The organism is Archangium sp. Cb G35 (assembly GCF_001896145.1).
Lineage (GTDB): Bacteria > Myxococcota > Myxococcia > Myxococcales > Myxococcaceae > Archangium > Archangium violaceum.
Genome location: NZ_MPOI01000007.1, coordinates 139,027 through 165,915, shown reverse-complemented (window position 1 = coordinate 165,915; position 26,889 = coordinate 139,027). Strand labels below are relative to the sequence as shown.

The 26,889-nt window shown below is 68.1% G+C and carries 26 protein-coding genes; 21 read left to right on the top strand and 5 right to left on the bottom strand.

Annotated elements, in window-relative coordinates; translation table 11 throughout:
* The first annotated feature begins 87 nt into the window (after positions 1-87).
* The 8 genes from BO221_RS22210 to BO221_RS22175 all read left to right on the top strand — a co-directional run bounded on the left by BO221_RS22210 (position 88) and on the right by BO221_RS22175 (position 4,854).
* Positions 88-813, top strand: a complete 726-nt coding sequence (locus BO221_RS22210; RefSeq protein WP_233166208.1) for a HesA/MoeB/ThiF family protein — start codon at positions 88-90, stop codon at positions 811-813.
* Positions 801-1,043: a sulfurtransferase TusA family protein gene (locus BO221_RS22205; protein ID WP_043395479.1), complete on the top strand. Its 243-nt coding sequence runs from the start codon at positions 801-803 to the stop codon at positions 1,041-1,043. The genes BO221_RS22210 and BO221_RS22205 overlap by 13 nt, the downstream gene beginning before the upstream one ends.
* Before the next feature lie 3 nt (positions 1,044-1,046).
* On the top strand, positions 1,047-1,319 hold the full coding sequence (locus BO221_RS22200; protein WP_043395476.1) for a ubiquitin-like small modifier protein 1: 273 nt from the start codon (positions 1,047-1,049) through the stop codon (positions 1,317-1,319).
* Positions 1,320-1,323: 4 nt separating this feature from the next.
* On the top strand, positions 1,324-1,935 hold the full coding sequence (locus tag BO221_RS22195) for a ThiF family adenylyltransferase (protein ID WP_073562490.1): 612 nt from the start codon (positions 1,324-1,326) through the stop codon (positions 1,933-1,935).
* A complete protein-coding gene (locus BO221_RS22190; RefSeq protein WP_369865344.1) occupies positions 1,919-2,437 on the top strand; it encodes a Mov34/MPN/PAD-1 family protein in 519 nt (172 codons plus the stop codon). Before BO221_RS22195 ends, BO221_RS22190 begins: the two co-directional genes overlap by 17 nt.
* A 163-nt stretch (positions 2,438-2,600) precedes the next feature.
* Positions 2,601-3,377, top strand: a complete 777-nt coding sequence (cysC, locus tag BO221_RS22185) for an adenylyl-sulfate kinase (protein WP_073562488.1) — start codon at positions 2,601-2,603, stop codon at positions 3,375-3,377.
* A gap of 110 nt (positions 3,378-3,487) precedes the next feature.
* Positions 3,488-4,369 carry an ATP-dependent sacrificial sulfur transferase LarE gene (gene larE / locus BO221_RS22180; protein ID WP_073562487.1) on the top strand — a complete coding sequence of 294 codons (882 nt, stop codon included), beginning with the start codon at positions 3,488-3,490 and terminating at the stop codon, positions 4,367-4,369.
* Between the two features lie 320 nt (positions 4,370-4,689).
* Positions 4,690-4,854 (top strand): ribbon-helix-helix domain-containing protein, encoded by a 165-nt coding sequence (locus BO221_RS22175; protein WP_073562486.1) that lies wholly within the window; start codon positions 4,690-4,692, stop codon positions 4,852-4,854.
* Here BO221_RS22175 and BO221_RS22170 read toward each other — a convergent pair.
* A complete protein-coding gene (locus tag BO221_RS22170) occupies positions 4,851-5,714 on the bottom strand; it encodes a tRNA pseudouridine(38-40) synthase TruA (RefSeq protein ID WP_073562485.1) in 864 nt (287 codons plus the stop codon). The genes BO221_RS22175 and BO221_RS22170 overlap by 4 nt on opposite strands.
* A 78-nt stretch (positions 5,715-5,792) precedes the next feature.
* Between BO221_RS22170 and BO221_RS22165 the strand changes: the two genes are divergently transcribed.
* The 4 genes from BO221_RS22165 (at position 5,793) to BO221_RS22150 (ending at position 9,482) form a co-directional block, all read left to right on the top strand.
* Entirely contained in the window at positions 5,793-6,749 is a 957-nt protein-coding gene (locus tag BO221_RS22165; RefSeq protein ID WP_233166207.1) for an AgmX/PglI C-terminal domain-containing protein, read from the top strand.
* Between the two features lie 68 nt (positions 6,750-6,817).
* Positions 6,818-7,450: a hypothetical protein gene (locus tag BO221_RS22160; RefSeq protein WP_043395457.1), complete on the top strand. Its 633-nt coding sequence runs from the start codon at positions 6,818-6,820 to the stop codon at positions 7,448-7,450.
* 205 nt (positions 7,451-7,655) lie between these two features.
* Positions 7,656-8,933, top strand: coding sequence for an ATP-dependent Clp protease ATP-binding subunit ClpX (gene clpX / locus BO221_RS22155; protein ID WP_043395463.1), 1,278 nt, complete (start codon positions 7,656-7,658; stop codon positions 8,931-8,933).
* A 177-nt stretch (positions 8,934-9,110) separates the two neighbouring features.
* Positions 9,111-9,482, top strand: coding sequence for an endonuclease domain-containing protein (locus tag BO221_RS22150; protein ID WP_198956158.1), 372 nt, complete (start codon positions 9,111-9,113; stop codon positions 9,480-9,482).
* 78 nt (positions 9,483-9,560) lie between these two features.
* Here BO221_RS22150 and BO221_RS22145 read toward each other — a convergent pair whose 3' ends face one another.
* Complete coding sequence (locus tag BO221_RS22145) at positions 9,561-11,075, bottom strand: Hsp70 family protein (RefSeq protein ID WP_073562483.1); 1,515 nt, start codon at positions 11,073-11,075, stop codon at positions 9,561-9,563.
* 62 nt (positions 11,076-11,137) lie between these two features.
* Positions 11,138-13,696: a hypothetical protein gene (locus tag BO221_RS22140; RefSeq protein ID WP_073562482.1), complete on the bottom strand. Its 2,559-nt coding sequence runs from the start codon at positions 13,694-13,696 to the stop codon at positions 11,138-11,140.
* Positions 13,697-13,965: 269 nt separating this feature from the next.
* Here BO221_RS22140 and BO221_RS22135 point away from each other — a divergent pair, with 269 nt between their 5' ends.
* From BO221_RS22135 to BO221_RS22110, 6 genes are all read left to right on the top strand, one after another.
* The gene (locus BO221_RS22135; RefSeq protein ID WP_073562481.1) at positions 13,966-16,245 is read left to right on the top strand and encodes a PrkA family serine protein kinase; all 2,280 of its coding nucleotides are present in this window, start codon (positions 13,966-13,968) and stop codon (positions 16,243-16,245) included.
* Positions 16,246-16,379: 134 nt separating this feature from the next.
* Complete coding sequence (locus tag BO221_RS22130; RefSeq protein ID WP_073562480.1) at positions 16,380-17,270, top strand: serine protease; 891 nt, start codon at positions 16,380-16,382, stop codon at positions 17,268-17,270.
* A 73-nt stretch (positions 17,271-17,343) separates the two neighbouring features.
* A complete protein-coding gene (locus tag BO221_RS22125) occupies positions 17,344-17,808 on the top strand; it encodes a cytidine/deoxycytidylate deaminase family protein (protein ID WP_073562479.1) in 465 nt (154 codons plus the stop codon).
* A gap of 239 nt (positions 17,809-18,047) precedes the next feature.
* Positions 18,048-18,728, top strand: a complete 681-nt coding sequence (locus tag BO221_RS22120; RefSeq protein WP_073562478.1) for a histidine kinase dimerization/phospho-acceptor domain-containing protein — start codon at positions 18,048-18,050, stop codon at positions 18,726-18,728.
* A gap of 67 nt (positions 18,729-18,795) precedes the next feature.
* A complete protein-coding gene (gene nla6, locus BO221_RS22115) occupies positions 18,796-20,229 on the top strand; it encodes an enhancer binding protein Nla6 (protein ID WP_073562477.1) in 1,434 nt (477 codons plus the stop codon).
* A gap of 354 nt (positions 20,230-20,583) precedes the next feature.
* The gene (locus BO221_RS22110; RefSeq protein ID WP_073562476.1) at positions 20,584-22,605 is read left to right on the top strand and encodes an ArsA family ATPase; all 2,022 of its coding nucleotides are present in this window, start codon (positions 20,584-20,586) and stop codon (positions 22,603-22,605) included.
* 139 nt (positions 22,606-22,744) lie between these two features.
* On the opposite strand, the gene BO221_RS22105 is transcribed toward BO221_RS22110, so the two are convergent.
* Both BO221_RS22105 and BO221_RS22100 read right to left on the bottom strand, forming a co-directional pair.
* Positions 22,745-23,206 (bottom strand): hypothetical protein, encoded by a 462-nt coding sequence (locus BO221_RS22105; RefSeq protein WP_073562475.1) that lies wholly within the window; start codon positions 23,204-23,206, stop codon positions 22,745-22,747.
* A gap of 82 nt (positions 23,207-23,288) precedes the next feature.
* On the bottom strand, positions 23,289-23,981 hold the full coding sequence (locus BO221_RS22100; RefSeq protein WP_073562474.1) for a tetratricopeptide repeat protein: 693 nt from the start codon (positions 23,979-23,981) through the stop codon (positions 23,289-23,291).
* A gap of 97 nt (positions 23,982-24,078) precedes the next feature.
* Between BO221_RS22100 and BO221_RS22095 the strand changes: the two genes are divergently transcribed.
* From BO221_RS22095 to cmk, 3 genes are read left to right on the top strand one after another with little or no spacing between them, the layout of a single operon-like run.
* The gene (locus tag BO221_RS22095) at positions 24,079-25,050 is read left to right on the top strand and encodes an acetyl-CoA carboxylase carboxyltransferase subunit alpha (protein ID WP_073562473.1); all 972 of its coding nucleotides are present in this window, start codon (positions 24,079-24,081) and stop codon (positions 25,048-25,050) included.
* Positions 25,051-25,077: 27 nt separating this feature from the next.
* Positions 25,078-26,172 (top strand): histidinol-phosphate transaminase, encoded by a 1,095-nt coding sequence (gene hisC, locus BO221_RS22090; protein WP_073562472.1) that lies wholly within the window; start codon positions 25,078-25,080, stop codon positions 26,170-26,172.
* Positions 26,169-26,858 (top strand): (d)CMP kinase, encoded by a 690-nt coding sequence (gene cmk / locus BO221_RS22085; RefSeq protein WP_073562471.1) that lies wholly within the window; start codon positions 26,169-26,171, stop codon positions 26,856-26,858. Before hisC ends, cmk begins: the two co-directional genes overlap by 4 nt.
* The last annotated feature ends 31 nt before the right edge of the window (positions 26,859-26,889 follow it).

Below are 26,889 nucleotides of genomic sequence, written 5' to 3'. Positions count from 1 at the left end.
CGGGAAGATATTCGTTCGGGTGCGGGCCGGGGCGGCTTTTCGCCGGTGGGGTTGACGGCGGACAGGGGCTCGGCGAGGGTCGCGCGCGTGGAACGAGTGGCTTCGGCACGGGTGCTGGTGGTGGGCGCGGGCGGGTTGGGCTGTCCGGCCTCGCTGGCGCTCGCGCGCGCGGGGGTGGGGCACCTGACGCTGGTGGACCCGGATCGGGTGGACGTGACGAACCTCCACCGGCAACTGTGGCACCGCACCCCGGACGTGGGCCGGCCCAAGGTCGAGTCGGCGGCAGAGGGGCTGAGGCGGGCCTTCCCGGCCCTGCGCGTGGAGCCGCTCGCCGAGCGGGTGGACGAGCGCAACGCCGCCTCCCTGTTCCAGGCCCATGACGCGGTGGTGGATGCCACCGATGGCACGTCCACGAAGCTTTTCCTGTCGGACGTGGCGGTGGCCGCGGGCGTGCCGCTCGTCTACGGCGGGGTGCTGCGGATGCAGGGGCAGGCGATGCGCGTGGAGCCCGGCGGGCCGTGCCTCCGCTGCCTCTACGAGGAGCCTCCTTCGCCGGACGCGGTGCCCACGTGCGCCCAGGCGGGAGTACTCGGCTCGATGGCGGGGCTGGTGGGGGCGTTGCAGGCCATGCTGGTCCTGGAGCGGTTGACGGGGGAGGCCCCGGTGGCGGACGGATCGGCCACCCTGCACGTGCTCGATGGCGCCTCGCTGCGGGGCCGCCAGGTGCGCGTGCGCCGTGCTCCCGATTGCGAGGGCTGCGCCCGCCCGCGCCCGCCCGTCTTCACCGAGGAGCTTGCCCGATGCACGAGGTGACCCGGACGTTGGACATCACCCGCGAGGTCTGCCCGATGACCTACGTACGCACGAAGCTCGCGCTGGAGGCGCTCGACGACGGCGCGGTGCTGGAGGTGGTACTGCGGGGAGACGAGCCGTTGAAGAATGTCCCGCGCAACGCGCGCGAGGAGGGCCACGAGGTGCTCGTGCTGGAGCCTCGGGGCGATGGAACCCACCGCCTGCTGCTGCGCAAGCAGGGAGGAGTCTGAGCGATGGCCACGATTCGCATTCCCACCACCATGCGGAGTCTCACGGGCAACAAGGGCGAGGTGCGCGTCTCGGGCGCCACGGTGGGCGAGGTGTTGAGCAACCTGGAGAAGGCGCACCCGGGCATCGGCGCGCGGGTGTTCGACGACAAGGGCGCGGTGCGGCGCTACGTGAACGTGTTCCTCAACGACGAGGACATCCGTTTCCTGCAGGAGCTTTCCACGCCGGTGGCGGACGGGGACCGCATCACCCTCATCCCCGCGATCGCGGGAGGGTAGGGCGATGGCGCTGCGCGAGGAGCAGATCCTCCGCTACTCGAGGCAGATCCTCCTGCGCGAGGTGGGCGGGCGGGGCCAGGAGAAGCTGCTCGCGGGAGGCGTGCGGCTGAAGGCCACGGGGACGGCGGGCCTCACGGCCGCGGCGTACGTGGCGGCTGGAGGCACGGCGGTGGAAGCGGGCCTCGAGCCCCTGGTGCCCGGTGCCGAGGGCTTCCTCGTGAAAGCGGACGAAGTGGGCCGGCCGGGTCTGGAGGTGCTCGCGCGGGTGCTGCCGGACGTGAATGCGGACGCGCTGCCCGTGCGGAGTACGGGGCGGCTGGCCGAACTGCCCGCGGCGTGGGACGGCGAGGGCCCCTGGGTGGCGCTGGGCGGCGATGGGACGCGGGGCGTGGCCGTCTTTCGGGGCACCACGGGATGTCCCGGCTGCTTCGAGGCCACCACGGCCACGCTGGGGCCGCCGCCCTCGGGAGCGCTCGGGGTGGGGTTGGGCGCGCTGGGAGCCCTGATCCTCCAGCGGCTGCTGCTCGGGATGGAACCGGTGCTGGGCGCCCGCGGATGGGAAGCACCCGGCATGCTGACGGACCAGCCCGTGCGGCGCTGTGGCCGGTGTGGCTGAGCCAGGAGCCCGCGTGAGCCCTCCGTTGCCGGAAAATCTGTCGGACATTCTCCGACACCTGGAGGCCTGCTACCCAAGGGAGGGCTGTGGGGTGCTGCTACGGGCCGGGGAGTCTGGGCCCTGGCGGGTTCGCCCCCTGCGCAACGCCCAGGACGAGCTCCACGCCCAGGACCCTGTGCGTTTTCCTCGCACCTCCCGGACGGCCTACGCCTTCGAGCCACGTGAGTGGCTCGGCGTCCTGCTGGAGGCGGATGCCCGGGGCGAGCACGTGGCGTGTGTGTTCCACTCTCATGTGGACAGCAGTGCGGAATTCTCCGACGAGGATCGGCGCCAGGCCGCCCCGGACGGACAGCCCCTGCTTCCCGGCGTTTCCTACCTCGTGATGGCCATCCACGCGGGGGGCGTCAGGGCTGTGAAAATTTTCTGGTGGGACTGCGGATTTTTTCAGGGCCGTCAGCTTTTACTTGACTTCGAGACGGATCAACCCTTGGAAATCCCTTGAGAAGGCGGGCACTTGGCTGTCTGCCCCCCCTACCTGCGGAAAGGTGGGTGCGAATTGTCAAACGCCCGGATCTTCGTCTATAACGCCCCCGACTTTTGATCTGCCGCGCTCTTGGGGGGCACGGATGTAACCTCCTGGAGGCGCAGGGAGTTTGGGACCCGTTATGGCGCAGACGACTGGTTTTACCGTTTGGCTGACCGGCATGTCCGGGACCGGCAAGAGTACGATGGCTGCCTACATCGCGGCCCGGCTCAGGCAGGTGGATCGCAACGTGGAGATTCTCGACGAGAACGAGCTCCGGGACGATCTCTGGCAGGGACTGGGAGACAGCAAGGACGAGCGCAACACCATCGTCCGCCGGCTGGGGTATGTGGCCGGGCTGCTCACCCGCAACAACGTGGCGGTGCTGGTTCCCTGCGTGAGCCCGTACAAGGGTGGGCGCGAGGACAACCGCCGGACGATCGGCCGCTACATCGAAGTGTACGTGGACTGCCCGACCGAGAAGTTGATCGAGCGGGACGGCACGGGCCGGTACAAGAAGGCGCTGAGCGGGGAGATCCCCAACTTCATCGGCATCACCGAGCCGTATGAGCCGCCGGCCTCGGCCGAGGTGGTGATCCACTCGGACGTGGAGAGCGTGGAGGACGGCGCGGCGAAGATCTTCCAGTCGCTGCTGGACCTCGGCTACGTGACGGTGGACGAGCTGAAGATCATCACCGGCAAGAAGATGAAGGCGCAGCCGCCGACGAAGACCGAGGTGACGCGCGTGTCGTCGGCTCCGTCGAAGCCGGGCAAGGCGGCGCCGGCGGCGAAGGCGGCGGCTCCCGCGGCGAAGGCTGCGGCGGGCAAGGGCGCCAAGGCGCGTCCGGCGGCCCGGGCGGCGCGGGTGGCCAAGCCGGCGGCCAAGAAGGCGGCGGCTCCGAAGCGCAAGGCCCGCTAGGCGGGTGGCCCATCCCCCTCCTGGCGAGGGAGGGGCATGAGTCCGACAGTCTCGAGGACCCCCAGGTTGCGTGGGCAACCCGGGGGTTCTTCGTTTATAGAGGTGCCCCCATGCTGACCCCCGAGCGGATCCAGGCCCTGTGTGACTCCTCCCGCCCCAAGCTGGACGCGATGCGTGCCGCGTTGCGCGCGCACGGCTCGGCGCTGGTGGCGTTCTCGGGCGGGGTGGACTCCACGTTCGTGCTGAAGATCGCGGTGGAGGAGCTGGGGGAGCGGGCGCTGGCGTTGACGGCGTTGTCGGCGTCGGTGGCGCCGGAGGAGGAGCGGGAGGCGCGGGAGCTGGCGGCGAAGCTGGGGGCGCGGCACGTGGTGGTGTCGAGCGACGAGCTGGCCAACCCGAGCTACGCGGCCAACCCGACCAACCGCTGCTACTTCTGCAAGACGGAGCTGTACGACCTCTGCGAGGCGAAGCGGAAGGAGCTGGGGCTGGAGGTGGTGCTGGACGGCTTCAACGCGGACGACTTCAAGGATCACCGGCCGGGGCACCAGGCGGCGAAGGAGCACGCGGTGCAGTCGCCGTTGGCGAAGGCGGGGCTGACGAAGGAGGAGATCCGGGCGTGGAGCCACGCGCTGGGGCTGCCCACGTGGGACAAGCCGCAGATGGCGTGTCTGGCGTCGCGGATTCCGTACGGCACGTCGGTGACGCGGGAGCGGCTGTTCCAGATCGCCGGGGCGGAGTCGGAGCTGCGCAAGAGGGGCTTCCGGCAGTTCCGGGTGCGCTACCACGACGAGATCGCGCGCATCGAGCTGGCGGCGGAGGAGTACGAGCGCTTCCTGTCGGCGGAGCTGCGGCGCGAGGTGGACAAGGCGCTGAAGGCGCTGGGGTTCAAGTTCGTGGCGTTGGACCTGGAGCCGTTCCGATCGGGGCGGATGAACGAGGCGGCGGGAATCCAGAAGCCCGTGGATGCCCATCCGCTGCCCGTGGTGAGCTGAAACCTGATCCACCAGGTGATCCAAAGCTGATCCAGCGCTGATCCCCCCGCTGATCCCATTCAGATCCGCGGATACCACCCCTCGCCCGCCGGGAGAGGGTCGGGGTGAGGGTATCTCGCACCCGTGCTTACCCCCCGTAATTACAGCCGGAATTTGGATCCACGCGCGGATCCGCCTTAGAGCAGAGCGCGGCGTGCGCGGGCGGCCCGTGATCCGATTCTGATCCCAGCCGATCCCCACATGATCCAACGGGTACGGGGATTTTCTTGCGATCCGATGCGTCTGTGAGACTTTGTGCGCACCTGTAGGAGACAACGCACATGGACATGAATCCTCGCCTCACCTCGGTGGTGTTCCGTCTCAACCGCGAGAAGCTCGATGCACTGAAGGAGCTGTCGCGCTCGACGAGGATCCGCCAGAGCGAGTACCTGCGCGAGGCGATCTCGGATCTGCTGACGAAGTACGAGGATCGCCTGGTCGACTAGGCGGCGGCCGCGGAATCCGAGCCGGCCGGGAGGGAGAAGGGAGGCGCCAGGGGGAGACCCGGGGCGCGGGCCCGCTCCTCGGCGGGGAACGGATCCACGGCGGGCGGGTAGAGCACCTCCCAGAGCAGGAGTCCCTGAGCCGGGGCCTTGAGGCCGGGGATGGAGGTGCCCCTGTCGAGTGCGGAGCGGAAGAGCTCCTCGGAGAGGACGCCCGCGGCGGTGAGCAGGGTGGAGCCCACGAGGTAGCGCACCTGGTAGCGCCCGAACCCATCACCTCTGAGCCGGGCCTCGAAGAGGCCATTGCCGAGCTCGTGCAGGGTGGCGGACTCCAGGGTGCGGGGTTTGCACAGGCTGGAGTTCTCGTGGAAGGCGCGGAAGTCGCGGCAGCCCACGGCGGCGCCGAGCAACTCCGCGACGCGCTCGGGCTTCAACGCGGTGCCCTCCATGAGCCGGGGCTCGGCGGAGGGCTCCATGACGAAGGGCCGCCAGGGCTCGGAGACGGTGCCGCCGAGCTGGATGCGGTAGCGGTACTCCTTCCCCACGGCGCTCCACTGGGCATGGAAGCCATCGGGCGGCCGCCGGGCGACACACAGGCCGAGATCCGGCGGGACATGGGGTGGGAGCCGCTCGGACAGCATCTCCGAGGTGTAGCAGGGAGGCAGCCGGACACTGACCACCTGCATGCGGGCGTGGACGCCGCGGTCGGTGCGGCCGGCGCCCATGACGGTGTAGGGGACACCGGCCTTGCGGAGTGAGGCCTCGAGGGTCTCCTGGACGGTGGGACCTTCAGGCTGGCGCTGGTAGCCACGGAAGTGGGTACCGCGGTACCAGATCCACAGGGCGGCGGGGGTTCTTTTCACGGACGGTCGAGGGAGCGAGCGGAAGGGAGTGGAAGGGGCGTTGTGGTGGCCCGCGCGGCCTGGGATACTTCCCGGCCCATGTCGGCCGCACAAGACCTCCATGATCCCGAAAGGGAACAGCTCGATACCCAATGGCTCTACCGCCAGGGGGATCTCGTCCTCGGTCCCCTGACCGGCCACCAACTGGTGGAGAAGCTGTACGCGGGGCAGGTGACCGGGAAGACGGAAGTCTCCGCCACCGGCCCGAGCGGCTTCCGCAAGCTCGAGGAGTTGGACGCCTTCAAGTTGCACGTGTCCAAGGCGGCGGCGAAGCAGCGCGTCGAGGCCGAGGCCCGGGCACTGCGCGCGCGGCGGTTGCGCCAGAAGCTGTTCGCGGCGGCCGTGGCGGCGGTGGTGCTCGGCGGGTTGGGAGCGGGGGCGTGGCAGATCGCCCGCTACTCGTCGGTGTACCTGCCGGGCGTCAAGCGGGACGAGCTTTCCATCGAGGTGTCCACGCCGGTCATCACCGTGGCGAAGCCCTCCCGGCCCGAGGAGCTGTTCGAGTACCCCGGCGAGCCGAAGCAGCAGACGGCGGAGCGGCCTCCCATCAAGCCCCCCGAGACGGCGCCGGACAAGCCGGAGACCAAACCGGACAACAAGCCGGAGAAGGTGGCCTCGGCGTCGGTGTCGAAGCCGGATCGCCGTCCCACGGGTGGGCGCCCGACGGGCAAGGTGATCACGGACTCGGATGGCCTCTCCACGGAGGTCAACTACGACCAGGCCTCCATCAACAAGGTGGTGAAGCAGAGCCAGAGCACGCTCTACCGGTGCTTCAAGGAGGAGGCCGAGCGCCGTCCGGGCTTCGCCGCCAAGGTGCCGCTCGAGTTCACCATCGGCAACGACGGCCGGGTGGCGCAGCTGTGGGTGGACCATCCGCAGCTGAAGAAGGGACCGCTCTTCGACTGCCTGCTGGGCGAGATGAAGAAGTGGCCCTTCAAGCCCTACAAGGGCGAGCGGGCGACGGTGAACCTGGCGTTCACCATCGGTAAGAAATGAGGGGTAGATGTAGGATGTAGCAGGCTGGTTTTTTGCCCCCCCGGTTTTCCTGCCCGATACAGGTGGGCATGGTGACCGCCGCTGAAATCGACATTGAGAAGAAGGCCGCCTCCGTGCCCCCGGGGACCTTCCGCCACACCGTCCTGGTGGCGGCCAAGCGCTTCAAGTCCACCTGGGCCGAGCTGGGCAAGCTGCTGGTGCAGGTGCGGGACGAGAACCTGTGGGAGGCCTGGGGGTACAACTCCTTCGAGGCGTACGCCCTGAAGGAGCTGCACATCAAGAAGCAGACGGTGCTGAAGCTGACGCGATCGTTCAGCTTCCTGGCCAAGCACGAGGCCCCCGAGGAGGTGTCCCAGCCGGACTTCCCCGAGAAGGCGCCCCCCTTCGAGGTCATCGAGGTCCTGGCGGACGCGGAAGAGCGTGGACAGCTGTCTCCGCAGGAGTATCGTTCACTGCGTGACAGTATCTGGAACGCGGAGAAGCCGGCCAACGAGCTGAAGAAGGAGTTCGTGGAGCGGTTCCCGAAGCCGCCCCCGGAGCCCCCCCCGGAGAGCCAGCAGGTGAGAAAGCTGGCGCAGATGGCTCGGAAGCTGGCCGCCGAGGTGTCCGGGTGTCGCCGGGTACCTCATGCCATTGCCGAGCGGGCGGGCACCCTGGCCGAGGACCTGGAGGAGCTCGCTTCGGGCGTGAATGACGCCTGAACGAGTGTTACTCAACGCTGACCTCGTCCGGCGGTGCACAGCCCGCCGGTCGACACATCCGAGATGGGCTTCCTGCGGATTCAACCGGAGCCTATATTTTGTCGGACGGCTGTTCGAGACGTGGGCAGCCAGGCAAATAGGGTGTGGTGAGGGTGTCGGCTAGGTAGGCTCCGGGGAACCGGGGTCGGTGAACTCGGAGGCGGCAGTGAAGAAGGAGCACCACGTCAACCTGTCCTGCTCGTTCTGCGGCAAGTCGCAGCGCGAGGTCCGCAAACTCATCGCGGGCCCGACGGTCTACATCTGCGACGAGTGCATCAAGCTGTGTAACGACATCATCGCGGACGAGAACGAGCGCGAGGAGGGCAAGCCGCAGGTCAGCTTGCCGACGCCGATGGAGATCAAGGCGTTCCTCGATGATTACGTCATCGGGCAGGACCAGGCGAAGAAGGTCCTCTCCGTTGCCGTGTACAACCACTACAAGCGCATCTACCAGAAGAAGCCGACGGCACGGCCTCGACCTGGGATGAAGCCCTCGGGTTCGGAGGATGTGGAGCTCAGCAAGAGCAACATCCTGCTGGTGGGCCCGACGGGAAGCGGCAAGACGCTGCTGGCGCAGTCGCTGGCGCGCTTCCTCAACGTGCCCTTCACCATCGCGGACGCCACGAGCCTCACCGAGGCGGGCTACGTGGGTGAGGACGTCGAGAACATCATCCAGAACCTGCTCCACAACGCGGACTACGACGTGGAGAAGGCGGCGCGGGGAATCGTCTACATCGACGAGATCGACAAGATCGCGCGCAAGGGTGACACGCCGAGCGCCACGCGTGACGTGGGTGGCGAGGGTGTGCAGCAGGCGCTCTTGAAGATCATCGAGGGAACGCGGGCGAATGTGACGCCGCGGGGTGGGAAGAAGTACAACCAGCAGGAGTACGTGCAGGTTGATACGACGAACATCCTGTTCATCTGCGGCGGCGCGTTCCACGGCATCGATGGAGTGATCAAGCGCCGGGTGGGTGAGAAGGGCCTGGGGTTCGGGGCGAAGATCACCCACCGGGAAGAGCGCAGCGTGGGCGAGCTGCTGGCGATGGTCGAGCCGGAGGACTTGATGAAGTTCGGGATGATTCCCGAGTTCATCGGCCGTCTGCCGGTGGTGGCGACGCTGAACGACCTGAAGGAAGAGGATCTGATCACGATCCTCACGCAGCCGAAGAACGCGCTGATCAAGCAGTACCAGAAGCTCTTCGAGATGGAGAAGGTGAAGCTGACCTTCACGAAGGAGGCGCTGAAGGCGATCGCGAAGGAGGCGATGCGGCGCAACTCCGGAGCGCGTGGCCTGAGAGCCATCCTCGAGGACGCGATGCTGGACATCATGTACGACGTCCCGTACCGGGATGGGGTGAAGGAGTGCAAGATCACCGAGACCGTGGTGACCAAGCACGAGCCGCCCCAGCTGGTGATGGAGAAGGAGAAGAAGTCGGCGTAGCCCTCGCCACGTAGAAAAGCCCCCGTTGCCCACCGAGGCACGGGGGCTTTTTCATTTGGATGGCTGGAGCCATCTTCCCTGTGCCACTTTCGCCTCAATTTCCCCTCTCCCCTCGGGAGAGGGACGGGGTGAGGGTGCGTGTACAGATCGTCACACGGTGAACTGGATCGACTCGGGTTGCTCGCGCTGTGTCGGCGGCTCCGAGTGGACACCACGGATGCCGAGTCCCTGCTGTGGAGACTGATGCGGGCCCGTCGGCTGGTGGGAGTGAAGTTCCGGCGTCAGCACCAGTTCGGTCCGTACATCCTCGACTTCTACTCGCACGAGGCGAAGCTGGTGCTCGAGTTGGATGGGGACGGTCACGCGCGGCCGGAACAGCAGGCTCGGGACGCGGAGCGCACGGCGTTCCTGGGAGCCCACGGGTTGACGGTGCTGCGGTTCTCGAATCGGGAGGTGCTGCAGGAGACGGAGGCCGTGCTCACACGGATCTGGAACCAGATGAGCACGAACCCTCACCCCGTCCCTCTCCCGGGGGGAGAGGGGAAATAGGCGCGGAGGGGCAACAGGCGCGGAGAGAAGCAGGCGCGCGGGGGACACGTGCGCGCAGTCAGGCACCAGAACCAGGGTTCAGCTCACCCGCACCGTGGTCTTCATCTCGCGGCCGGTGGCCGGGTCCCTCGCGCGCATGGTGAGGATGCCTTCCACGTTCACGTCGAAGGTGATTTCCACCTGCACCGTGCCCGCTCGGGCAGGGCGGATTCCCGAGAAGGTGAACTCGCCCAGCATGTCGTTCTTCGCGACCATCTCGTGGTCGCCCTGGAAGATGCGCATGGCCAGCTCGGTCTGGTTGTCCATGCTCGTGGTGGCCACCACCTGCTTGGCGTTCGGAATCGGCGCGTTGCGGGGGAACACCGTGTGGAACGCTCCGCCCGCCCGCTCCAGTCCGATCGCCATCGGAATCACATCGAGCAACTGCAGCTTCATGCTCGAGTTGTCCTCCAGCGACTTGGCGTACAGCGCCGCGCCCACGGCCACGGCCTCGTCCGGGTGGACGCCCTTGCTCGGATTCTTGCCGAAGAACTTCGTCAACCGGTCCTGCACGATGGGCATGCGCGTCTGCCCACCCACCAGCAGCACCTCGTCGATGTCCTTGGTGCTCAGCCCCGAGTCCACCAGCACCCGCGCCACCATCTGGAGCGTGCGATCCACCAGGTGGTTCGTCAGCTTCTCCAGCATCTTGCGCGTGAACTTCATCTCGATGTTCAGCGGCTGGCCCTGCGCCGTCATCGTGATGAAGGGGATGTTGAACTGCACATCGTCGCGCGCCGAGAGATCGATCTTCGTCCGCTCGGCCAGATCCTTGATGCGCTGCATGGCCACCGGATCCGTGGCCAGGTCGATGCCCGTCTTCGACACGAAGTCCGTCAGGACGTGGTGGATGATGGCGTTGTCGAAGTCGATGCCGCCCAGGAACACGTCACCGCCGGTGGCCTTCACCTCGAAGATGCGGTCACGGATCTCGATGATGGAGACGTCGAAGGTGCCGCCGCCCAGATCGTAGACGAGCACCTTCTTGTTCACGCCCTTGCCGGCGCCGTACGCCAGGGCCGCGGAGGTGGGCTCATTGATGATGCGGACCACTTCGAGGTCGATGAGCTTGCCCGCCTCCTTGACCGTCTGGCGCTGCCGGTCGTTGAAGTAGGCCGGCACCGTCACCACCGCGCGCCTGATGGGCGTCTTCAGGTAGTTGGCGGCGACATCCCGGATCTTGTTGAGGATCTTGGCGCTGATCTCCTGGAGGGAGAACTCCTTCTTGCCCACGTCCAGGACGACGTCGTTCTTCTTGCCGGGGCGCACCGAGTACGCCACGACCTTCTTCATCGCGTCGACGATGTCGCTCTTGTAGCCGCGCCCGACCAGACGCTTGGAGCCGTAGATGGTGTTCTTCGGGTTGAGCTGCCACTGGCGCTTGGCCTCGTAGCCGATCAACTCGTTGCCCTTGTCGTCGATCGCGAAGATGGAGGGGATGGTGTACTCGCCGCCCTTGTAGGGGATGAGCTTCACGTTCCCACCGTCCTCGACGATCGCGGCGCACGAGTTGGTCGTGCCGAGGTCGATGCCGATGATGGGATCCTTGTGCATCTCGCGTGAACTCCGGGGGAAGGGGGAGACTCGGCTTATCAACTCGCGAGGTTAGTGCAACTTCACTGGGGTCGCGAGCGAGAGTAGGCGTCCAGCACGACGGGGAACTGGAGCAGGTTCACCCCGGGAGTATCCAGGAGGCCCTCGGCCGACACCCCAGGGGCCAGCCGCAGTGCGGCGATCTCCAGCGACACCCCGGTCTCCCCCGCGGGATCCGCGCTCGCCCCGGTGGGCGAGTCCGGCACCCGGATGGCCGCTCCACCCGAGACCAGCGCGAAGAACATCACGTGCCGCCCCTGGGCGCCGGTGAGCGTCACCCGGGCGAGCCCCGCGCCCGCTCCGGCCAGGGCGTTCCAGCTCGTCACGGAGGGGGTGAGGGTGCGGCTCGCGGGGGTGTAGGCGGCGGTGGGCAAGGGCAGGAAGGCGGGCACGGAGACGCGGGTGGGAAGCGACGCCGCACGGACGATGCTCCCGCTCACGGAGGCCCCCGACGTGGCGGAAGCCGCGAACGCCCACACTCCGGGTGTGCCCGCCTCGGCCCCTCCGTACGGGGCACCACTGCGCAGCAGCACCGGCGGAACGGGCCGGCTTCCATCCGGCTGAGCCGCTCCGGCCGTCTGGGAGGCGAGCCCCACGGGCATGACCCCCGCCTCGGAGGAGAGCTCCACGGCGGCGATCACGGCCGTGTCGAACCCGGAGGGCAGATTCGGAAGCACCACCTCCGTGCGGCGGAGTTGCTCGCGGCGGGGACGGTGGGTGAGGCCGGTGAAGCGGCTGTAGGCCGGGAGATCCTCGCTGCCCGTGCAGCGCGTGGTGTCCGAGCACAGGCCATCCCCATCGAGGTCCGTCTCGTCCGGCGCGTAGGGCAGGTGGGTGATGGAGGTGAAGGCCTGGAGGGCGTAGTCCATCGCGCCGGTGTAGGCGAGCAGATCCGTGGCGCGGAGGTTCGTGGCCCGGGAGAGCGGCAGCTTGCCGGCGAAGGCCACCGCGGTGCGGCGCCCGGCCTGTCCCAGTCCATACGAGCGCGTCTTGAGCTCCGTGTTCCCCGCCAGTCCGAGGGACGCGGACGCCACCACGCTCCCGGGAACGGGGATGCGCTGGGTGAGGCCGGGGAGGGGAACGAGGAAGCTCTCCCCGAAGAGGTTGGAGAGGTCCACCGCCGTCGGATCGCCAGCGGACAGCACCGAGACACCGAGCGACAGCTCGCCGGAGGAATGCACCTCGTTGAAGCTGATGCCCGCGTTGAAGCCGGCGGCGCCGTGGACGGGGTTCTCCCAGAGCGGCAGCAGCACGTCGCGCGCGGGCGTGGAGACCACGGAGACCCGATCGTACCGGGGGCGCCCGTCCGCTCGGAGCTCGCCCGAGGCGGCGGAGAAGCTGGCGGTGGCGCCGATGAATCCAGGGAAGAGGGCCACGCCGGCCGCATCCGTCGTCACCGTGACGGGAGCGGGGCAGGGGCCGGAGGCGGGCGGCGCCTCACAGCCGAGCACCTCCACTCCGGCGATCGGACGCCGGGAAGCCGCCTCCACCACGATGAGCCGCCGGCCGCTTTCCAGGGCGGGCAACACGGTGAGGGTGGCCTCCTGGGGAGACACCGCCGCGCCCGCGGGCCGTGCCTGCACGCGCACCGTTCCGGCGGACACGGCCGTCACCAGGCCCGAGGACGACACCGTCACCGCGCCGCTGGGCGAGCCGCTCGAATCCAGCGCGGAGAAGTTTCCTTCCGCGAGGGGAAAGCTGGCGCCGTCCAGCGTGAAGGCCACCAGCGAGAGCCGCGTGGTGTCACCGACCACGAGCGTGGCCACCCGGGGAGTCAGGGCGATGGAGACGATGTTGGCCGCTGGAGGCGCGGGGCGGCAGGCGCCATCCGTGCAGGCCTCGCCCGAGGCACAGTCGGCATGACCCCGGCAGCCGCCCGGCACGCACCGGCTCGCCACACAGGTGAAGCCCGAGGCGCACTGGCTGCTGTCCGTGCACACGGCGCCCGGCTGGCAGTGCGAGTCCCGGCAATACGCGGCGCCGGAGCAGTCCGAGTCCAGCAGGCAGCGCGGCAGCTCCTGGCAGATCTTCGTCGCGCAGTCGAAGCCAGGGGGACAGGTGCCCGAGGTGAAGGCCCGGCATTCGGTGTTGGGGCCACATTCCGCGTTGGAACCGCAGACCTGGTACTCGAGGCAGCGGCCCGCGGTGGCGCTGGTGCAGTACTGGCCCGAGGGGCAGTCGGCCCGCGTGGCGCACCCGGCTCGGGCGCACGTCCCGGCCTCGCAGATGAAGCCCGCGCCGCAGAGCTGATCATTCAGGCACTGACGCAGACAGTCACCCGCCTGGCACACGTAGAGCAGCGAGGCCACGCGCGGATCCACCCCGGGAGCACAGTCCGTGGCCTGGGCACAGGGGGCCTGACACACGCCCTGGACGACCTCGCAGCGCTGTCCGGCCGGGCAGTCGGCCGCCGAGGTACACGCCGCGGCCGTCACACACCGGCCATCACGGCAGGACTGGTTGGCGGCACAGGCCGCGTCCGAGCCACACTGACAACGGCCTTCCGTGCAGGCGAAGCCCTCGGCGCAGTCCGTGGCCTGGGTGCACTCGGGACGGGGAGCGCACGAGCCTCCCGCGCACACCTGCCGGCCTCCGCATTCGGTATCATCCAGACAGATCGGGCCACATCCGCCCAGACGGCAGCGGCCGTCGGGACAGTCCGAGTCCGTGTCGCACGGCGTCGTCGAGGTAGGCGGGCAGGCGGAGAGCACTGCCAACAACACAACGGAAAGAAGAGCCCTGGACATCCCGCTCCCCGAGGGGAAAGTTCCGGGGGGTCCGCGCGAGACATGGCGGCGACCGGCCGGTGTGGTTAGTGGGTTCCTGAACTACAGCACAGAGGAGTCATCCCGTGGAAGCCAAGCGATACCTGCAGGAAGTGGGCGCTCAGGTGTCCGACGACTTCGTGAAGAATCGCTCCATCCTGTCCTTCGAGGAGTACGTCACGCTCTTCATGGGCGATCCACGGGGACAGTCGCGCAACGCCGCCCAGTACCTGCGCGACGTGATGGACCATTACGGCACGGAGCTGGTGTCGCACCCCACGGGGAAGATCCGCCGCTTCAAGGTCTTCGACGTTTCCTCCAGCGACCGGGATGGCCACGTCGGTGTCGCCGGCCAGGAGGAGGTGCAGAACGCCATCTACCGGCTGCTCGGCAACTTCACGCGCGCTGGCCGCATCAACAAGCTCATCATGCTGCACGGGCCCAACGGCAGCGCGAAGTCCACGCTCGTCAACGCGCTCAAGGCCGGCATGGAGGACTATTCGCGCCAGCCCCAGGGGGCCCTCTACCGCATCAGCTGGATCTTCCCCTCGGAGAAGCTCGTCAAGGGCTCCATCGGCTTCGGCGGCGAGCGCGCGGCCTCGGCCGCGGCGGCGGCCTCCGCGGGCGGGGACATGTCCACCTTCGCGCACCTGGACGCCGAGTCCATCGACGTGCGCATCCCCTGCGAGCTGCGAGATCACCCGCTCTTCGTCGTCCCGCCCTCCGAGCGCCAGCGCCTGCTCGAGGGCGCGCTGAAGAAGAAGGGCCTGGGCAATGGGGACGGGCAGGGGGACAGCGACTTCGTGCTCTCCGACTACATGGTGCACGGGGAGCTGTGCCACAAGTGCCGCAGCATCTACACGGCGCTGCTGTCCAACTACAAGGGCGACTACCTCCAGGTGCTGCGCCACGTGCGCGTCGAGCGCTTCTACATCTCGCGCCGCTACCAGGTGGGCACGGTGACGGTGGAGCCGCAGATGAGCGTGGACGCCATGTACCAGCAGGTGACGGCGGACCGCACGCAGCTCAACGTCCCGCCCGCGCTCCACAACGTAGCCCTCTTCGAGCCGCATGGCCCGCTGGTGCACGCCAACCGTGGCCTCATCGAGTACTCGGATCTCCTCAAGCGTCCGCTGGAGGCCTTCAAGTACCTGCTGGGCTTCAGCGAGACGTCCCAGGTGCCCCTGGAGCACTTCGTGCTGCAGCTCGACGAGGTGCTCATCGCCTCGTCCAACGAGAAGCACCTGGGGGCCTTCAAGGAGCTGCCGGACTTCGCCTCCTTCAAGGGCCGCATCGAGCTGGTGCGCGTGCCCTACCTGCGCCGCTTCAAGCAGGAGCAGCAGGTCTACGACGCCCAAATCACTCCGACCACCGTGGGCAAGCACGTGGCCCCGCACGCCACCGAGGTGGCCGCCATGTGGGCCGTGCTCACCCGCCTCAAGAAGCCCATCCCGGATCGCTACCAGCCCGAGGTGAAGGAGCTGGTGGATCAGGTGACGCCGGTGGAGAAGATGCACCTGTACGAGGAGGGCGTGGTGCCGGATCGGCTCAGCCTCTCGCACGGCAAGGAGCTGCGGAAGCTGCGCACGGACATGTACGAGGAGTCCGACGCCTACCCCAACTACGAGGGCCGCAGCGGCAGCAGCGCCCGGGAGATCAAGACGGCGCTCTTCAACGCCGCGCAGAACCCCGACTACAAGTGCCTCAACGCCCTGGCGGTGCTCGAGGAGCTCGAGGCCATCTGCAAGGACAAGAGCGTCTACGAGTTCCTCCTGCAGGAGGTGGTGGACGGCTACCACGATCACGAGGAGTTCGTGCGCGCGGTGGAGGCCGAGTACCTCGACCGGGTGGACGAGGAGGTGCGCGAGTCGATGGGGCTCGTCTCCGAGGGCCAGTACCGTGAGCTGGTGGAGCGCTACGTCTACAACGTGAGCCACTGGGTGAAGAACGAGAAGGTCCGCAACCGGATCACCGGCGCCATGGAGCGCCCGGACGAGCAGCGCATGGCGGAACTGGAGGCCATCGTCATGCCGCGGGGCGAGGATCCGGGCGAGTACCGCCGTGGGCTCATCTCGCAGATCGGCGCGCACAAGCTGGACAACCCGGACGCGGACATGGACTACCCGCGCATCTTCCCGGACATGTTCCGCCGCCTGCGCGACCACTACTTCGAGGAGCGCAAGCGCGTGCTGCGCCGCAACAAGGAGAACGTCCTCAAGTACCTCTCCGAGGAGCGCGGCTCCCTGTCCTCGCGCGAGCAGGCCCAGGTGGAGAGCACCCTCAAGACGATGCACGAGCGCTACGGCTACTGCGAGCACTGCGCCAAGGACGCCATCCTCTTCCTCATGAAGAAGCGCTACGGCTGATTCCCCGGAAGCAAGCGGGCATCCGGGCGCCCGCTGGCCGTGATGCTTTCCGAAAACGCGTTACAGCGGGGATGATGGGGACTCTTTAAAGGTTGAGGGATTTTGTTCCCTTCACCTCCCTGCTCGGAGCGTCGATGAACCGTTTCTCCCTGGGCCTGCCCGCCCTCTTCACCATGCTCTCCTGCGCCGCCGCCCCGACTCCTCCGCCCGCCGAGACGGCGGGGACTGGCGGGGCGGGTGGCTCGCCGGTGGTGATGCAGCAGGTGGGCGCCTTGACTCCCCGGCCCACGCGCAAGGAGCAGGTGAAGCGGATCCTCCCCCACAACGTCCGGCTCTCCATCCTCGAGGATGGCAAGGCCCGGCGCACCGCCTCGGGCGTGGTCATCGGCAGCGAGCAGACCCCCGAGGGGCTCGTCAGCTACGTCATCACCAACGCGCACGCGGTGGAGATGGACGATCTGCAGAACCCGCACCTCATCGCCATCGTGGACGATCGCGCCGACTCCACCGAGTACAAGGCGCACGTGGTGGCCACGGGCGCGGTGCCGGACATGGACCTGGCGCTGCTCAAGGTGCCAGGCCTGCCGCTGCGGCCCGCGCAGCTCGCCGCGGACGCGGAGCTGGAGCTGGGCGATGACGTGGTGGTGGCCGCCTCGCCCTTCGGCCGGGCCCTGTCGCTCTCCGGTGGCATGGTGTCCCACGTGGAGTGGGACAAGGAGAGCAAGACGCCGCGCATGGTGAAGACGGACGCGGCCATCGGCTACGGCGCTTCCGGCGGCGGCATCTTCAGCCTCGAGTCCGGCAAGCTGCTCGCCATCGTCGAGGGCTACCGCACCGCCAAGGTGGGCTTCGCCGTGGCCGAGCAGAACTTCAGCTTCGACGTGCCCATGCCCGGCGAGACCTTCGCCGCTCCCAGCGCCAAGGTGCGCCTCTTCCTCCAGCAGAAGGGCTTCGGCCGGCTGCTCGTCGAGGGTGCTCCAGGGAAGGGCCCGGGCACGGGCGGCTCGCAGACCGCCAGCCGCTGATCCTCACGGCTCCGGCCGGAAATTCGACTGCGGGCCCCGCCACGGTACATCCGCCGCAGGCGGGGTGACACGCATGGGCAATGACCGGAGCTCGTGGGATCAGTACTTCATGGACATCGCGCGTCAGGTGGCCAGCCGCGCCACCTGCGACAGGAAACACGTGGGGGCGATCCTGGTTCGCGACAGGACCATCCTCTCCACCGGTTACAACGGTTCCATCCGTGGCCTGCCCCACTGCAGTGACGTGGGCCATATGATGGAAAACGGACACTGTGTGGCCACCGTCCACGCCGAGGCCAACGCCATCATCCAGGCGGCCAAGAACGGCGTGCGGATCGACAGCGAGCGCGACAAGCCCACCACGCTCTACACCACCGCCAGCCCCTGCTGGCCGTGCTTCAAGCTGATCGCGAACGCGGGCGTGCACCGCATCGTCTACGGTGAGTTCTACCGTGATCCGCGCATCTTCGAGTACGCGGGCCGGCTGAACATCGAACTCGTGGGGCCGGGCCCCGCGGAGCAGCCAGGCGGGCGTTGATCACTCCCCGCACACTGTTGACCGGTGCACGAACGGCGCGTGGACTCGAACCCCAGTACGAGTGAAGCGTCTTGTCTGGGACATCCAGACAGCCGAGTGGCCGACGGTTCGTTGTGGGAATTCCTCGCAGCCAGCAAGAATTACCGCCCCAGGGTTGACGGTACTTGGGCGGCTCCCTAAATCCTCGCAGCGACAGGGCGGCGGGTAGGAAGGGCGCCGGTCAATCTCTAGGAGCTTTCGTGATCAACTCCACGGCTGCGAGCAGCAGTGCGCCCTCGGTGCGCGAAGGGGTGGACCCAGTGGTGGATGCCGCACGGTACGGTGCGGTGCCCTCGCTGATGGACAGCCTCCTGCACGATGTGCGCAACCCCCTGAATGCACTCTCCATCCACCTGGAGGTGCTGTCCGAGAAGTTGAAGGGCGACACGGGCCAGGTTCCGCCCTCGCAGGAGAAGAACCTCAAGGCCATGCGCGATCAGATCCAGCGCGTGGATGGGATCCTCCGGCGCTTCGCCGAGTTCATCGTGCACCGCCCGGGCGCGCCCGGTGACGCGGACCTGTCGGAGGCGGTGACGCGCGCCCTGGACGTGTTGGCGCACGAGAGCCGCAAGCGGCGTCTCCAGGTGCGTCAGGCCATTTCCACCGGCGTGCGGGCGCGGCTGTCGGACACTGGCGAGCTGGGCTTCCTGGTGGTGCAGGCGCTGATGCGGGCCTACAGCCGTTCGGAGCAGGGCGCGGACGTCCTGGTGGCGGTGCATGCCGAGGAGTCCCGGGCCGTGCTCGAGGTGGTGGATTCCTCCTCTTCCCCCGCGGAGACCGCCCCGGAGGCGGCCGCGGCCCTGGAGCTGCGGTGTGCGCAGCTCGGCGTGGAGCTGCACCTGCGCGCGGGGATGTGCCGGATTTCCTTCCCACTCGTCTGATCCAGACCGAGTGGTGGTCGCAACCTTTCTCTTACACGAGTTGTTCTAGATGTCTGGAGGTACTCACGTGGGCAGCGCGCGAATTCTGGCCGTGGACGACGAGCGCGATACGTGCGAGGCGCTGGCGGAGATGTTGACCGCCTGGGGCCACAAGGTCGAGACCGCGTTCGACGCGCACGACGCTCTGCGCAAGGCGGGCGAGTTCCGCCCGGACGTGGTCCTGTCCGACCTGGCGATGCCGGAGACGGATGGTCTCGGTTTGCTGCGCGCCCTGCGCGATGAGCTGCCGGACTGTCCGGTGGTTCTCCTCACCGGCCATGGCACCATCACCGCCGCGGTGGAGGCCATCCGCGAGGGCGCCTATGACTTCATCGTCAAGCCGCTCGACACCGCGCGGCTGAAGGTCTGCATCGACCGGGCGCTGGAGAAGAAGGAGACCATGCGCGAGGTGCAGGGTCTGCGCCGGCGCCTCAAGCAGCTCGGCTCCTCGGACTTCATCGGCCAGTCGACGGCCATGCGCAAGGTGTTCGAGCTCATCGAGAAGGTGGCCCCCTCCAAGGCGAGCGTGGCCATCTCCGGCGAGTCCGGTACGGGCAAGGAGGTGGTGGCGCGCTCCATCCACAACCTGTCCCAGCGCCGCGACAAGCCCTTCGTCGCCATCAACTGCGCCTCCATCCCCGCCACGCTGATCGAGTCGGAGATCTTCGGCCACGAGAAGGGCGCCTTCACGGGCGCGGATCAGCGCCGGCCCGGCGTCTTCGAGCTGGCCCACGGCGGCACGCTCTTCCTGGACGAGCTCGGTGAAATCCCCATCGAGCTGCAGGCCAAGCTGCTGCGCGTGCTCGAGGAGAGCAAGCTGCGGCGGCTGGGCGGCAAGGTGGAGCTCGAGGTGGACGTGCGCGTGCTGTGCGCCACCAACCGCGATCTCAAGAAGGAGATCGAGGCCAAGCGCTTCCGCGAGGATCTCTACTTCCGCCTCAACGTCTTCCAGATCCAGCTGCCGCCCCTGCGCGAGCGCCGCGACGACGTGCCCATCCTGGTGCAGCACTTCGTGGAGAAGTTCCGCGGGGACTCGGCCAAGCGCGTGACGGGCGTGCACCCGGACGCCATGGAGACGCTCAAGAACCACGAGTGGCCGGGCAACATCCGCGAGCTGCGCAACGCCGTGGAGCGCGCGGTGATCCTCTGCGACGGCGAGCTCATCATGCGCGAGCACCTGCCCCCCGACATGGCGGGCAAGAGCCCCGAGCGCCACACCTTCCGCCTGCCCTACGGGCTGTCGCTCGACGCGGTGGAGCGCGAGTACATCCTCGGCAGCCTGCAGAGGAACGGGAACAACAAGGCCCGGACGGCCGAGGTGCTCGGGGTGAGCGAGAAGACGCTCTACAACAAGCTCAACCGGTACGCGGCCGAGGCGCGTCAGCAGGGTGGCAAGGAGCCGGCGAATACCCTGTCCAGCCACGGTGGCCCCTCTCTGGGCAACACCTCGGAAATCCGCTGATCGCCGTCCCACCGCTGCCTACCTACTTCGGCGGAACCTGCTCCGGAGCCAACCTGCGCGGTTGGCCCAGCATGCACTCCCGGTCCACGTCCAGATACCGGGAGAGCGTGCGCCAGGGCGCATGTTCCGTATGAGAACGAGGCATGACGCGGTGCGCGAAACACAGGGTAGGATAGCCCGTCTTCGCTTGACTCACAGGGTCACTGCGGGCGATCCTTCTGGTACACACACCCACGGGGTAACCGGTGCCACAGCTCCCTACTCAGGAGCACCTCCGGTGTGCCCGCTCCGCGGTTGTCCAGAATAGGACGGAGACCCGCCACGCCCGTGGGCGTCACGGAAGGCCACGTTTTCATGAGCGACGCGCGAGTTCTTCACTTCTTCGGCGGCAAGGGCGGGGTGGGCAAGACCACGCTCGCGGCGGCGTACGCGCTGCGGCTCGCGGATGAAGCGCCCAAGGAGAAGGTGCTGCTCGTCTCGTTGGATCCGGTGAGATCGCTCTCGGATCTGCTGGAGAAGAAGCTGTCGGCGAAGCCGGTGAAGGTGGAGGAGGACGAGGCGGCGGCCGCCAAGGAATCCAAGCCGGAGCCGAAGGGCAAGGGCAAGGCGGCGAAGGCGGCGAAGGCGGATGGGGGCGTGTGGGCGATGGAGGTGGAGCCCGCCGCGCTGGCCAAGGGTTTCCTGGCGAAGTACGTGCCGGCGCTGCAGAAGGCGGCGGTGAAGGGCCAGCACCTGTCGGAGGAGGATCTGGGCAAGCTGTACGGCCAGGCCACGCCGGGGCTGGAGGAGCTGCTGGGCCTGCTGCACGTGGTGGAGCTGGCCGAGAGCGGCGAGTTCGACCGGGTGGTGGTGGACACGGCGCCCACGAGCCACACGCTGCGTCTGATCGACATGCCGGTGGGGCTGCGCAAGTTCCTGGGCATCGTGAAGGCCGGGGCGGAGCGGGCCGCTGGCAAGGGCAAGAAGGCGGCGGCGCCCTCGGAGGAGCAGGTGTTCCTCGAGGAGTTCGCGGCGAAGGCGGAGAAGCTGCTGGCGCAGCTGAAGGATCCGGCGCGCTCGGCCTTCCACCTGGTGGCGTTGGCCGAGCCGGTGCCCGAGGCGCAGACGCGCATGTACTTCGCGCAGCTGCGCGAGCGGGGCATTCCGGTGGTGGAGGTGGTGGTCAACCAGGTGGAGGACAAGGAAGGCTGTACGGCCTGCCTCGGCCGCCGTGGACTACAAGCGCCGCACGTGCGCAAGTACCAGGCGCTGGACAAGAACGTACCGGTGCACCTGGTGCAAAAGCGCGAGGTGGCGCCGAAGGGCCTGGAGTTGCTCAAGCCCTTCGCCAAGGAGTGGGCGAGCGGCAAGGAGACGAAGACGCTGGAGTTCGCCGCGTCCGAGGGCCCGCCGGCCCTGGTGCGCGCTCCGTCGATGCCGCCGATCGCGGCGCCTCCGCTGCCTCCCACGCGGCTGATCTTCTTCGTGGGTCAGGGCGGGGTGGGGAAGAGTTCGTGCGCGGCGGCCGCGGCGGTGACGCTGACGGAGAAGGAGGGGCCGGTGCTCCTCATCTCCACGGATCCGGCGCACTCGCTGTCGGACGTGCTGCAGAGCCGGCTGACGGACGTGGAGACGCAGGTCAAGGGAACCAAGGGCCTGTACGCGCGCGAGCTGGACATAGCTGGGTGGTTCGGCAACCTGCGCAAGCGCTGGAAGGAGAAGGCGGAGAAGGCCTTCGAGGGCGCGCCGAAGACGGGCAACGAGGTTCCGACGGATCTGCTGTTGTTCCGCAACCTGCTGGACGCGGCGCCTCCGGGCATCGACGAGCTGGCGGCGATGTCGTGCCTGACGGACGCGCTGGTGCAGGAGCGCTTCAAGCGGATTGTAGTGGACGGGGCGCCCATGGTGAATTCCATGCGCGTGGTGGAGCTGGCGGACACGGCCAAGGGCTGGTTCACGGCGCTGCACGGGGTGCTGTCCAAGTACAAGTCCAAGGGCCTGGGCGAGCTGGCCGACGACATGGCGGCGTTCCTCAAGCACATCAAGCGCTTCGAGGATGCGCTGGCCTCGCCGAACGAGTCGCGCTTCGTGGTGGTGACGAGGGGTGAGGAGCTGGCGGCGGCGCGCACCGAGCGGCTGGTGGAGTACCTGAAGGAGCGCAAGCTGCAGGTGGAGCGCGTGCTGGTGAACCGGGTGGGTCCGAAGGCGGACTGCCCGAAGTGCGAGAACCGGCGGAAGAACGAGCTCAACGCGGCGAAGGTGATCGAGAAGAAGATCGGTCTGCCCGTCACCGTGGCGCCCGCCCTGGGCCGTCATCCGGCCGGTCTGCGCGAGCTGAAGGCGTTCCGGACGGCTTGGTACGCGCTGAGCGCCACGGCGAAGACCAAGGCCGCCTGAAGAAGAGGCAGCTGAGGAACCATCCTCCGCTGTGAATCCCTCCCTCGCCCTCCGGGAGAGGGTCGGGGTGAGGGTGCCAGGACCCCAGGTTGAGCCCGTGTCTACCCCCTCTCCCTCTGGGAGAGGGTTGGGGTGAGGGTCACCACGCGCCCAGCCGAGGCAGACGCGGAAGCACGTGGGGCAACTGGTACCTGAGCCGTTCCGCGAGCTCCCGGGCCGGGTGGAACCGTTCCGCGCGAACCACCCCCACACCCCGCTCGAGACGTACGGCGAGTGCGGGCCCCGCGAGCGTCAAACACAGCGCGGGGACGATGCACAGCCCCATCGGCACGCTCGTCGCGATCACCAGCCCGAACGCACGGCGAATCGGCGATCCAGTCACTCCAGGCGAGCGTGAGATCGCGCCCAGACAGCCCGCGAACACTGCGCCACCCAGGAGTCCGAGGATCGCGGCGAGCCCCCAGCTCGCGCCACCGAGCGCCGTGCCGAGTACGGGCTCGACGAGCCCTGGCGAGGACGCCGCGAGCAGGAAGGCGAACAGGAACGGAGTGCTCGCCACCATGGCCACCAATCCCCACTGACGCCCCGCGAGTCGCACCATCCCCCGGTACCTCCTGGAGGGAGGGTGAGCAGGGGGGGCTCGACCGCCAAGTCCCCCGGGAGGGCTCCGAGAGCAATCCGTCCTAGGCTTCGCACTCGGACGGAGAGTCCTGGAACGTTCCCAACTCCTCGAATTCAAGCACTCCGCGAGTGCTCATCGTGCCCTTGAGGGGCTTCCGATCCGGGAACTTCAACGTGATGGTGCGTCCCTTGACGGTGTACGTGCCGGTCTTCTCCTCGGTGCGGGTGGGGTCCTCGATGATGCGGCGCCAGAGCACGACGCGCTTGCCATCGGGGAAGGTGAGCTTACGGGTGGAGCCATAGACGCCCTCACCGGGGGAGAACCAGGAGACGCGGCGGAGGAGCTCGGGGACATCGGCCTGGCGCGAGGGCGAGCGGCCCAGCAGCTTCTGCCAGCCGAGGGTGTCGCGGATGGGATCCAGGTCCGCGTCCTCCTTGGCGCGGGCGAGCCGGCGGGAATCCAACTGGATGGAGGTGTTCAGCCGCTCGAGGATGGTCTGCCGGTGGGCCGAGTACGGGCAGATCTGCCCCTGCTTGCGCAGCACGCCGAGGGTGGCGGCCACGTTGTAGTGGGCGAGGGCGAGCTTGGGATCGGCCTGGGCAGCGGCCTCGAACTTCTCGAGGGCTTCGGGGTACTTGCCGTCCTGGTAGAGGCGGAACCCCTCGGTATTGAGGGCGCGGGCCGACGGGGTGGCTGACTGGGCGGCCGAGGGGGCGGCGAGGACGAGGGTGAGCAGGAGCAGCAGGCGGGACATGACACTCCGACGGACGAGAGGGAAAGGGGATTCTACGCACCGCGTAACGGGTTGCGCGTTGTAAAGGCCCACGGGCAGGTGATAGGGGTCCGGCGCCATGGCGAACGGCATCAACTATCCACTCGATTTCGAGCGCCCGCTCATCGAGCTGGAGAAGAAGATTGACGAGCTCAAGGCCCTCTCGGCGAGCGGCTCGGTGGATTTCACCTCGGAAATCTCCAAGCTGGAGAAGAAGGCCAAGAAGCTGCAGACGGAGATCTTCAGTGATCTCTCGCGCTGGCAGGTGGTGCAACTGTCGCGCCACAGCTCGCGTCCGTACTTCCTCGACTACGTGCAGCACCTCTTCACGGACTTCACCGAGCTGGCGGGGGATCGCCGCTTCGGGGAGGACCCGTCCATCGTGGGCGGCTTCGCGCGCTTCGAGGGCCGGACGGTGATGCTGATCGGCCACCAGAAGGGGCGCAACACGAAGGAGAACATGGCGCGCAACTTCGGCATGCCGCGCCCCGAGGGCTACCGCAAGGCGCTGCGGCTGATGGAGATGGCCGAGCGCTTCGACAAGCCCATCCTCACCTTCGTGGACACGCCGGGCGCCTACCCGGGCATCGGCGCGGAGGAGCGCGGCCAGGCCGAGGCCATCGCGGTGAACCTGGAGGTGATGAGCCGGCTGAAGGTGCCCATCATCGCCACGGTCATCGGCGAGGGCGGCTCCGGCGGCGCGCTGGCCATCGGCGTGGGCAACCGCGTGCTGATGCTGGAGAACAGCGTCTACTCGGTGATCACCCCCGAGGGTTGCGCCTCCATCCTCTTCCGTGACGCCACCAAGGCGTCCAAGGCGGCGGACGCGATGAAGCCAACGGCCAAGGACCTCAAGGAGATGAACATCATCGACGAGGTCGTCCCCGAGCCGGCCGGCGGCGCGCACCGCGACTACGCCAAGGCCGCGGACAACCTGGCCAAGGTGCTCCGCAAGAACCTGGCCGAGCTGACGCAGCTGTCGGGCGATGAGCTGGTCCAGGACCGTTATCGGAAATTCCGCGCGCTCGGCGTGTTCTCCGGCGGGCGCTAGCCGTACCCACGAGGAATCCAGAAGCCCATGAGACCGCTCGTTCCGCCGTACATCGAGACCCTCAAGCCCTACGTCCCGGGCAAGCCCATCGAGGAGACGGAGCGCGAGTACGGGCTCACGGGCGTCATCAAGCTGGCGTCCAACGAGAACCCGCTGGGGCCCTCGCCCAAGGCCATCGAGGCCATGCGGGTGGCGTCGCAGAAGGTGCATCTGTACCCGGACGCGAGCAGCTACTCGCTGGTGCGCCGGCTGGCCGAGCACCTGGGTGTGAAGCCGGAAGAGGTGGTGCTGGGGTGTGGCTCGAACGAGATCATCGAGCTGCTCATCCGCACCTTCACCACGCCCGAGGACGAGGTGTTGCTGTGCAAGGGCTCGTTCCCGGCGTACCGCATTTCGGTGCAGGCGCATGGCCGGCCCTTCGCGGAAGTGCCCATGCGCGAGGGGCACCGGTATGACCTGGAGGCGATGGCGAAGGCGATCAACCCGCGCACGCGGATGATCTTCATCGCCAACCCGGACAACCCCACGGGGACGACGTTCGGCCGGAAGGAGTGGGAGTCCTTCCTGGCGAAGGTGCCGGAGCACGTGCTGGTGGTCCACGACGAGGCCTACTTCGAGTTCGTGGACTGGCCGGAGTACTTCAGCGCGGTGGAGTACTTCCGCAAGCACCCGAACGTGGTGGCGCTGCGCACGTTCAGCAAGATCTACGGGCTGGCGGGGCTGCGGCTGGGGTACGGGGTGATGGACGCGCGGCTGGTGGCGTACCTGCAGCGCACGCGGATGCCCTTCAACCTGACGATTCCGGCGCAGATGGGCGGGCTGGCGGCGCTGGAGGATGGGGAGCACGTGCGGCGCACGCGCGAGCTCAACAGCGAGGGGCTGCGCTACTACCAGACGGAGCTGCCCAAGCTGGGGGCGAAGCTGGCGGAGAGCCACGCGAACTTCGTGCTGGCGGACTTCGGGCGGCCGGCGGTGGAGCTGTACGAGAAGCTGCTGCGCAAGGGTGTCATCGTGCGGCCCATGGCGGGCAACGGGTACCCCACGTCGCTGCGCATCTCGGTGGGGACGCGCGAGGAGAACGCGCGCTGCGTGACGGCGCTGCGGGAGGTGCTCGCTTCATGAGCGCGCGCCCCTTCATCGTGGCGATCGACGGCCCGGCGGGAGCGGGCAAGTCGACGGTGTCGAAGGTGCTGGCGCGGCGGTTGGGCTTCGCGCTGGTGGACACGGGAGCCATCTACCGCAGCGTGGCGCTGAAGGCGCGGCGCGAGGGGCTCGCCTTCGACGACGACGAGAAGCTGGGCGAGTTGCTGAGCCGGGTGCACATCTCCTTCCAGGTGGTGGGGGAGGACAACCACGTGTTCCTGGATGGAGAGGACGTGTCGGGGGAGATCCGGACGCCGGAGAACTCGATGGCGGCCTCGCAGGTGTCGAGCCGTCCGGTGGTGCGCGCGGGGCTGCTGTCGTTGCAGCGGCGCCTGGCGTTGCAGGCCCCGAAGGGAGCGATCCTGGAGGGACGTGACATCGGGACGGTGGTGTTCCCGGACGCGGACGCGAAGTTCTTCCTGGAAGCGGATCCGAGCACCCGGGCGCGGCGCCGTTTCGAGGAGCTCTTCCAGAAGGGCGTGGAGCGCTCGCTGGAGGATGTGCTGGCGGATCAGATCAAGCGGGACCAGGACGACGCGTCGCGAGCGGTGGCGCCGTTGAAGCCGGCGGAGGACGCGGTGCGGCTCGACTCGACGATCATGCCGCTGTCCGAGGTGGTGCGGGTGTTGGAGCAGACGATCCTGGACCGGATGTCCAAGCGATAAACCTGCTGGCCACTCGCCCCCATTTCCCCTC

Excerpts from the sequence above, each read along its gene's own strand:
- cmk (WP_073562471.1), top strand. The coding sequence starts at position 26,169 with ATGAGCGCGCGCCCCTTCATCGTGGCGATCGACGGCCCGGCGGGAGCG.
- BO221_RS22145 (WP_073562483.1), bottom strand. The coding sequence starts at position 11,075 with ATGCACAAGGATCCCATCATCGGCATCGACCTCGGCACGACCAACTCG.
- BO221_RS22105 (WP_073562475.1), bottom strand. The coding sequence starts at position 23,206 with ATGGTGCGACTCGCGGGGCGTCAGTGGGGATTGGTGGCCATGGTGGCG.
- BO221_RS22160 (WP_043395457.1), top strand. The coding sequence starts at position 6,818 with ATGGTGACCGCCGCTGAAATCGACATTGAGAAGAAGGCCGCCTCCGTG.
- BO221_RS22165 (WP_233166207.1), top strand. The coding sequence starts at position 5,793 with ATGTCGGCCGCACAAGACCTCCATGATCCCGAAAGGGAACAGCTCGAT.
- BO221_RS22175 (WP_073562486.1), top strand. The coding sequence starts at position 4,690 with ATGGACATGAATCCTCGCCTCACCTCGGTGGTGTTCCGTCTCAACCGC.
- cysC (WP_073562488.1), top strand. The coding sequence starts at position 2,601 with ATGGCGCAGACGACTGGTTTTACCGTTTGGCTGACCGGCATGTCCGGG.
- BO221_RS22100 (WP_073562474.1), bottom strand. The coding sequence starts at position 23,981 with ATGTCCCGCCTGCTGCTCCTGCTCACCCTCGTCCTCGCCGCCCCCTCG.
- BO221_RS22125 (WP_073562479.1), top strand. The coding sequence starts at position 17,344 with ATGGGCAATGACCGGAGCTCGTGGGATCAGTACTTCATGGACATCGCG.
- BO221_RS22130 (WP_073562480.1), top strand. The coding sequence starts at position 16,380 with ATGAACCGTTTCTCCCTGGGCCTGCCCGCCCTCTTCACCATGCTCTCC.
- BO221_RS22200 (WP_043395476.1), top strand. The coding sequence starts at position 1,047 with ATGGCCACGATTCGCATTCCCACCACCATGCGGAGTCTCACGGGCAAC.
- hisC (WP_073562472.1), top strand. The coding sequence starts at position 25,078 with ATGAGACCGCTCGTTCCGCCGTACATCGAGACCCTCAAGCCCTACGTC.
- larE (WP_073562487.1), top strand. The coding sequence starts at position 3,488 with ATGCTGACCCCCGAGCGGATCCAGGCCCTGTGTGACTCCTCCCGCCCC.
- BO221_RS22195 (WP_073562490.1), top strand. The coding sequence starts at position 1,324 with ATGGCGCTGCGCGAGGAGCAGATCCTCCGCTACTCGAGGCAGATCCTC.
- BO221_RS22205 (WP_043395479.1), top strand. The coding sequence starts at position 801 with ATGCACGAGGTGACCCGGACGTTGGACATCACCCGCGAGGTCTGCCCG.
- BO221_RS22095 (WP_073562473.1), top strand. The coding sequence starts at position 24,079 with ATGGCGAACGGCATCAACTATCCACTCGATTTCGAGCGCCCGCTCATC.
- BO221_RS22110 (WP_073562476.1), top strand. The coding sequence starts at position 20,584 with ATGAGCGACGCGCGAGTTCTTCACTTCTTCGGCGGCAAGGGCGGGGTG.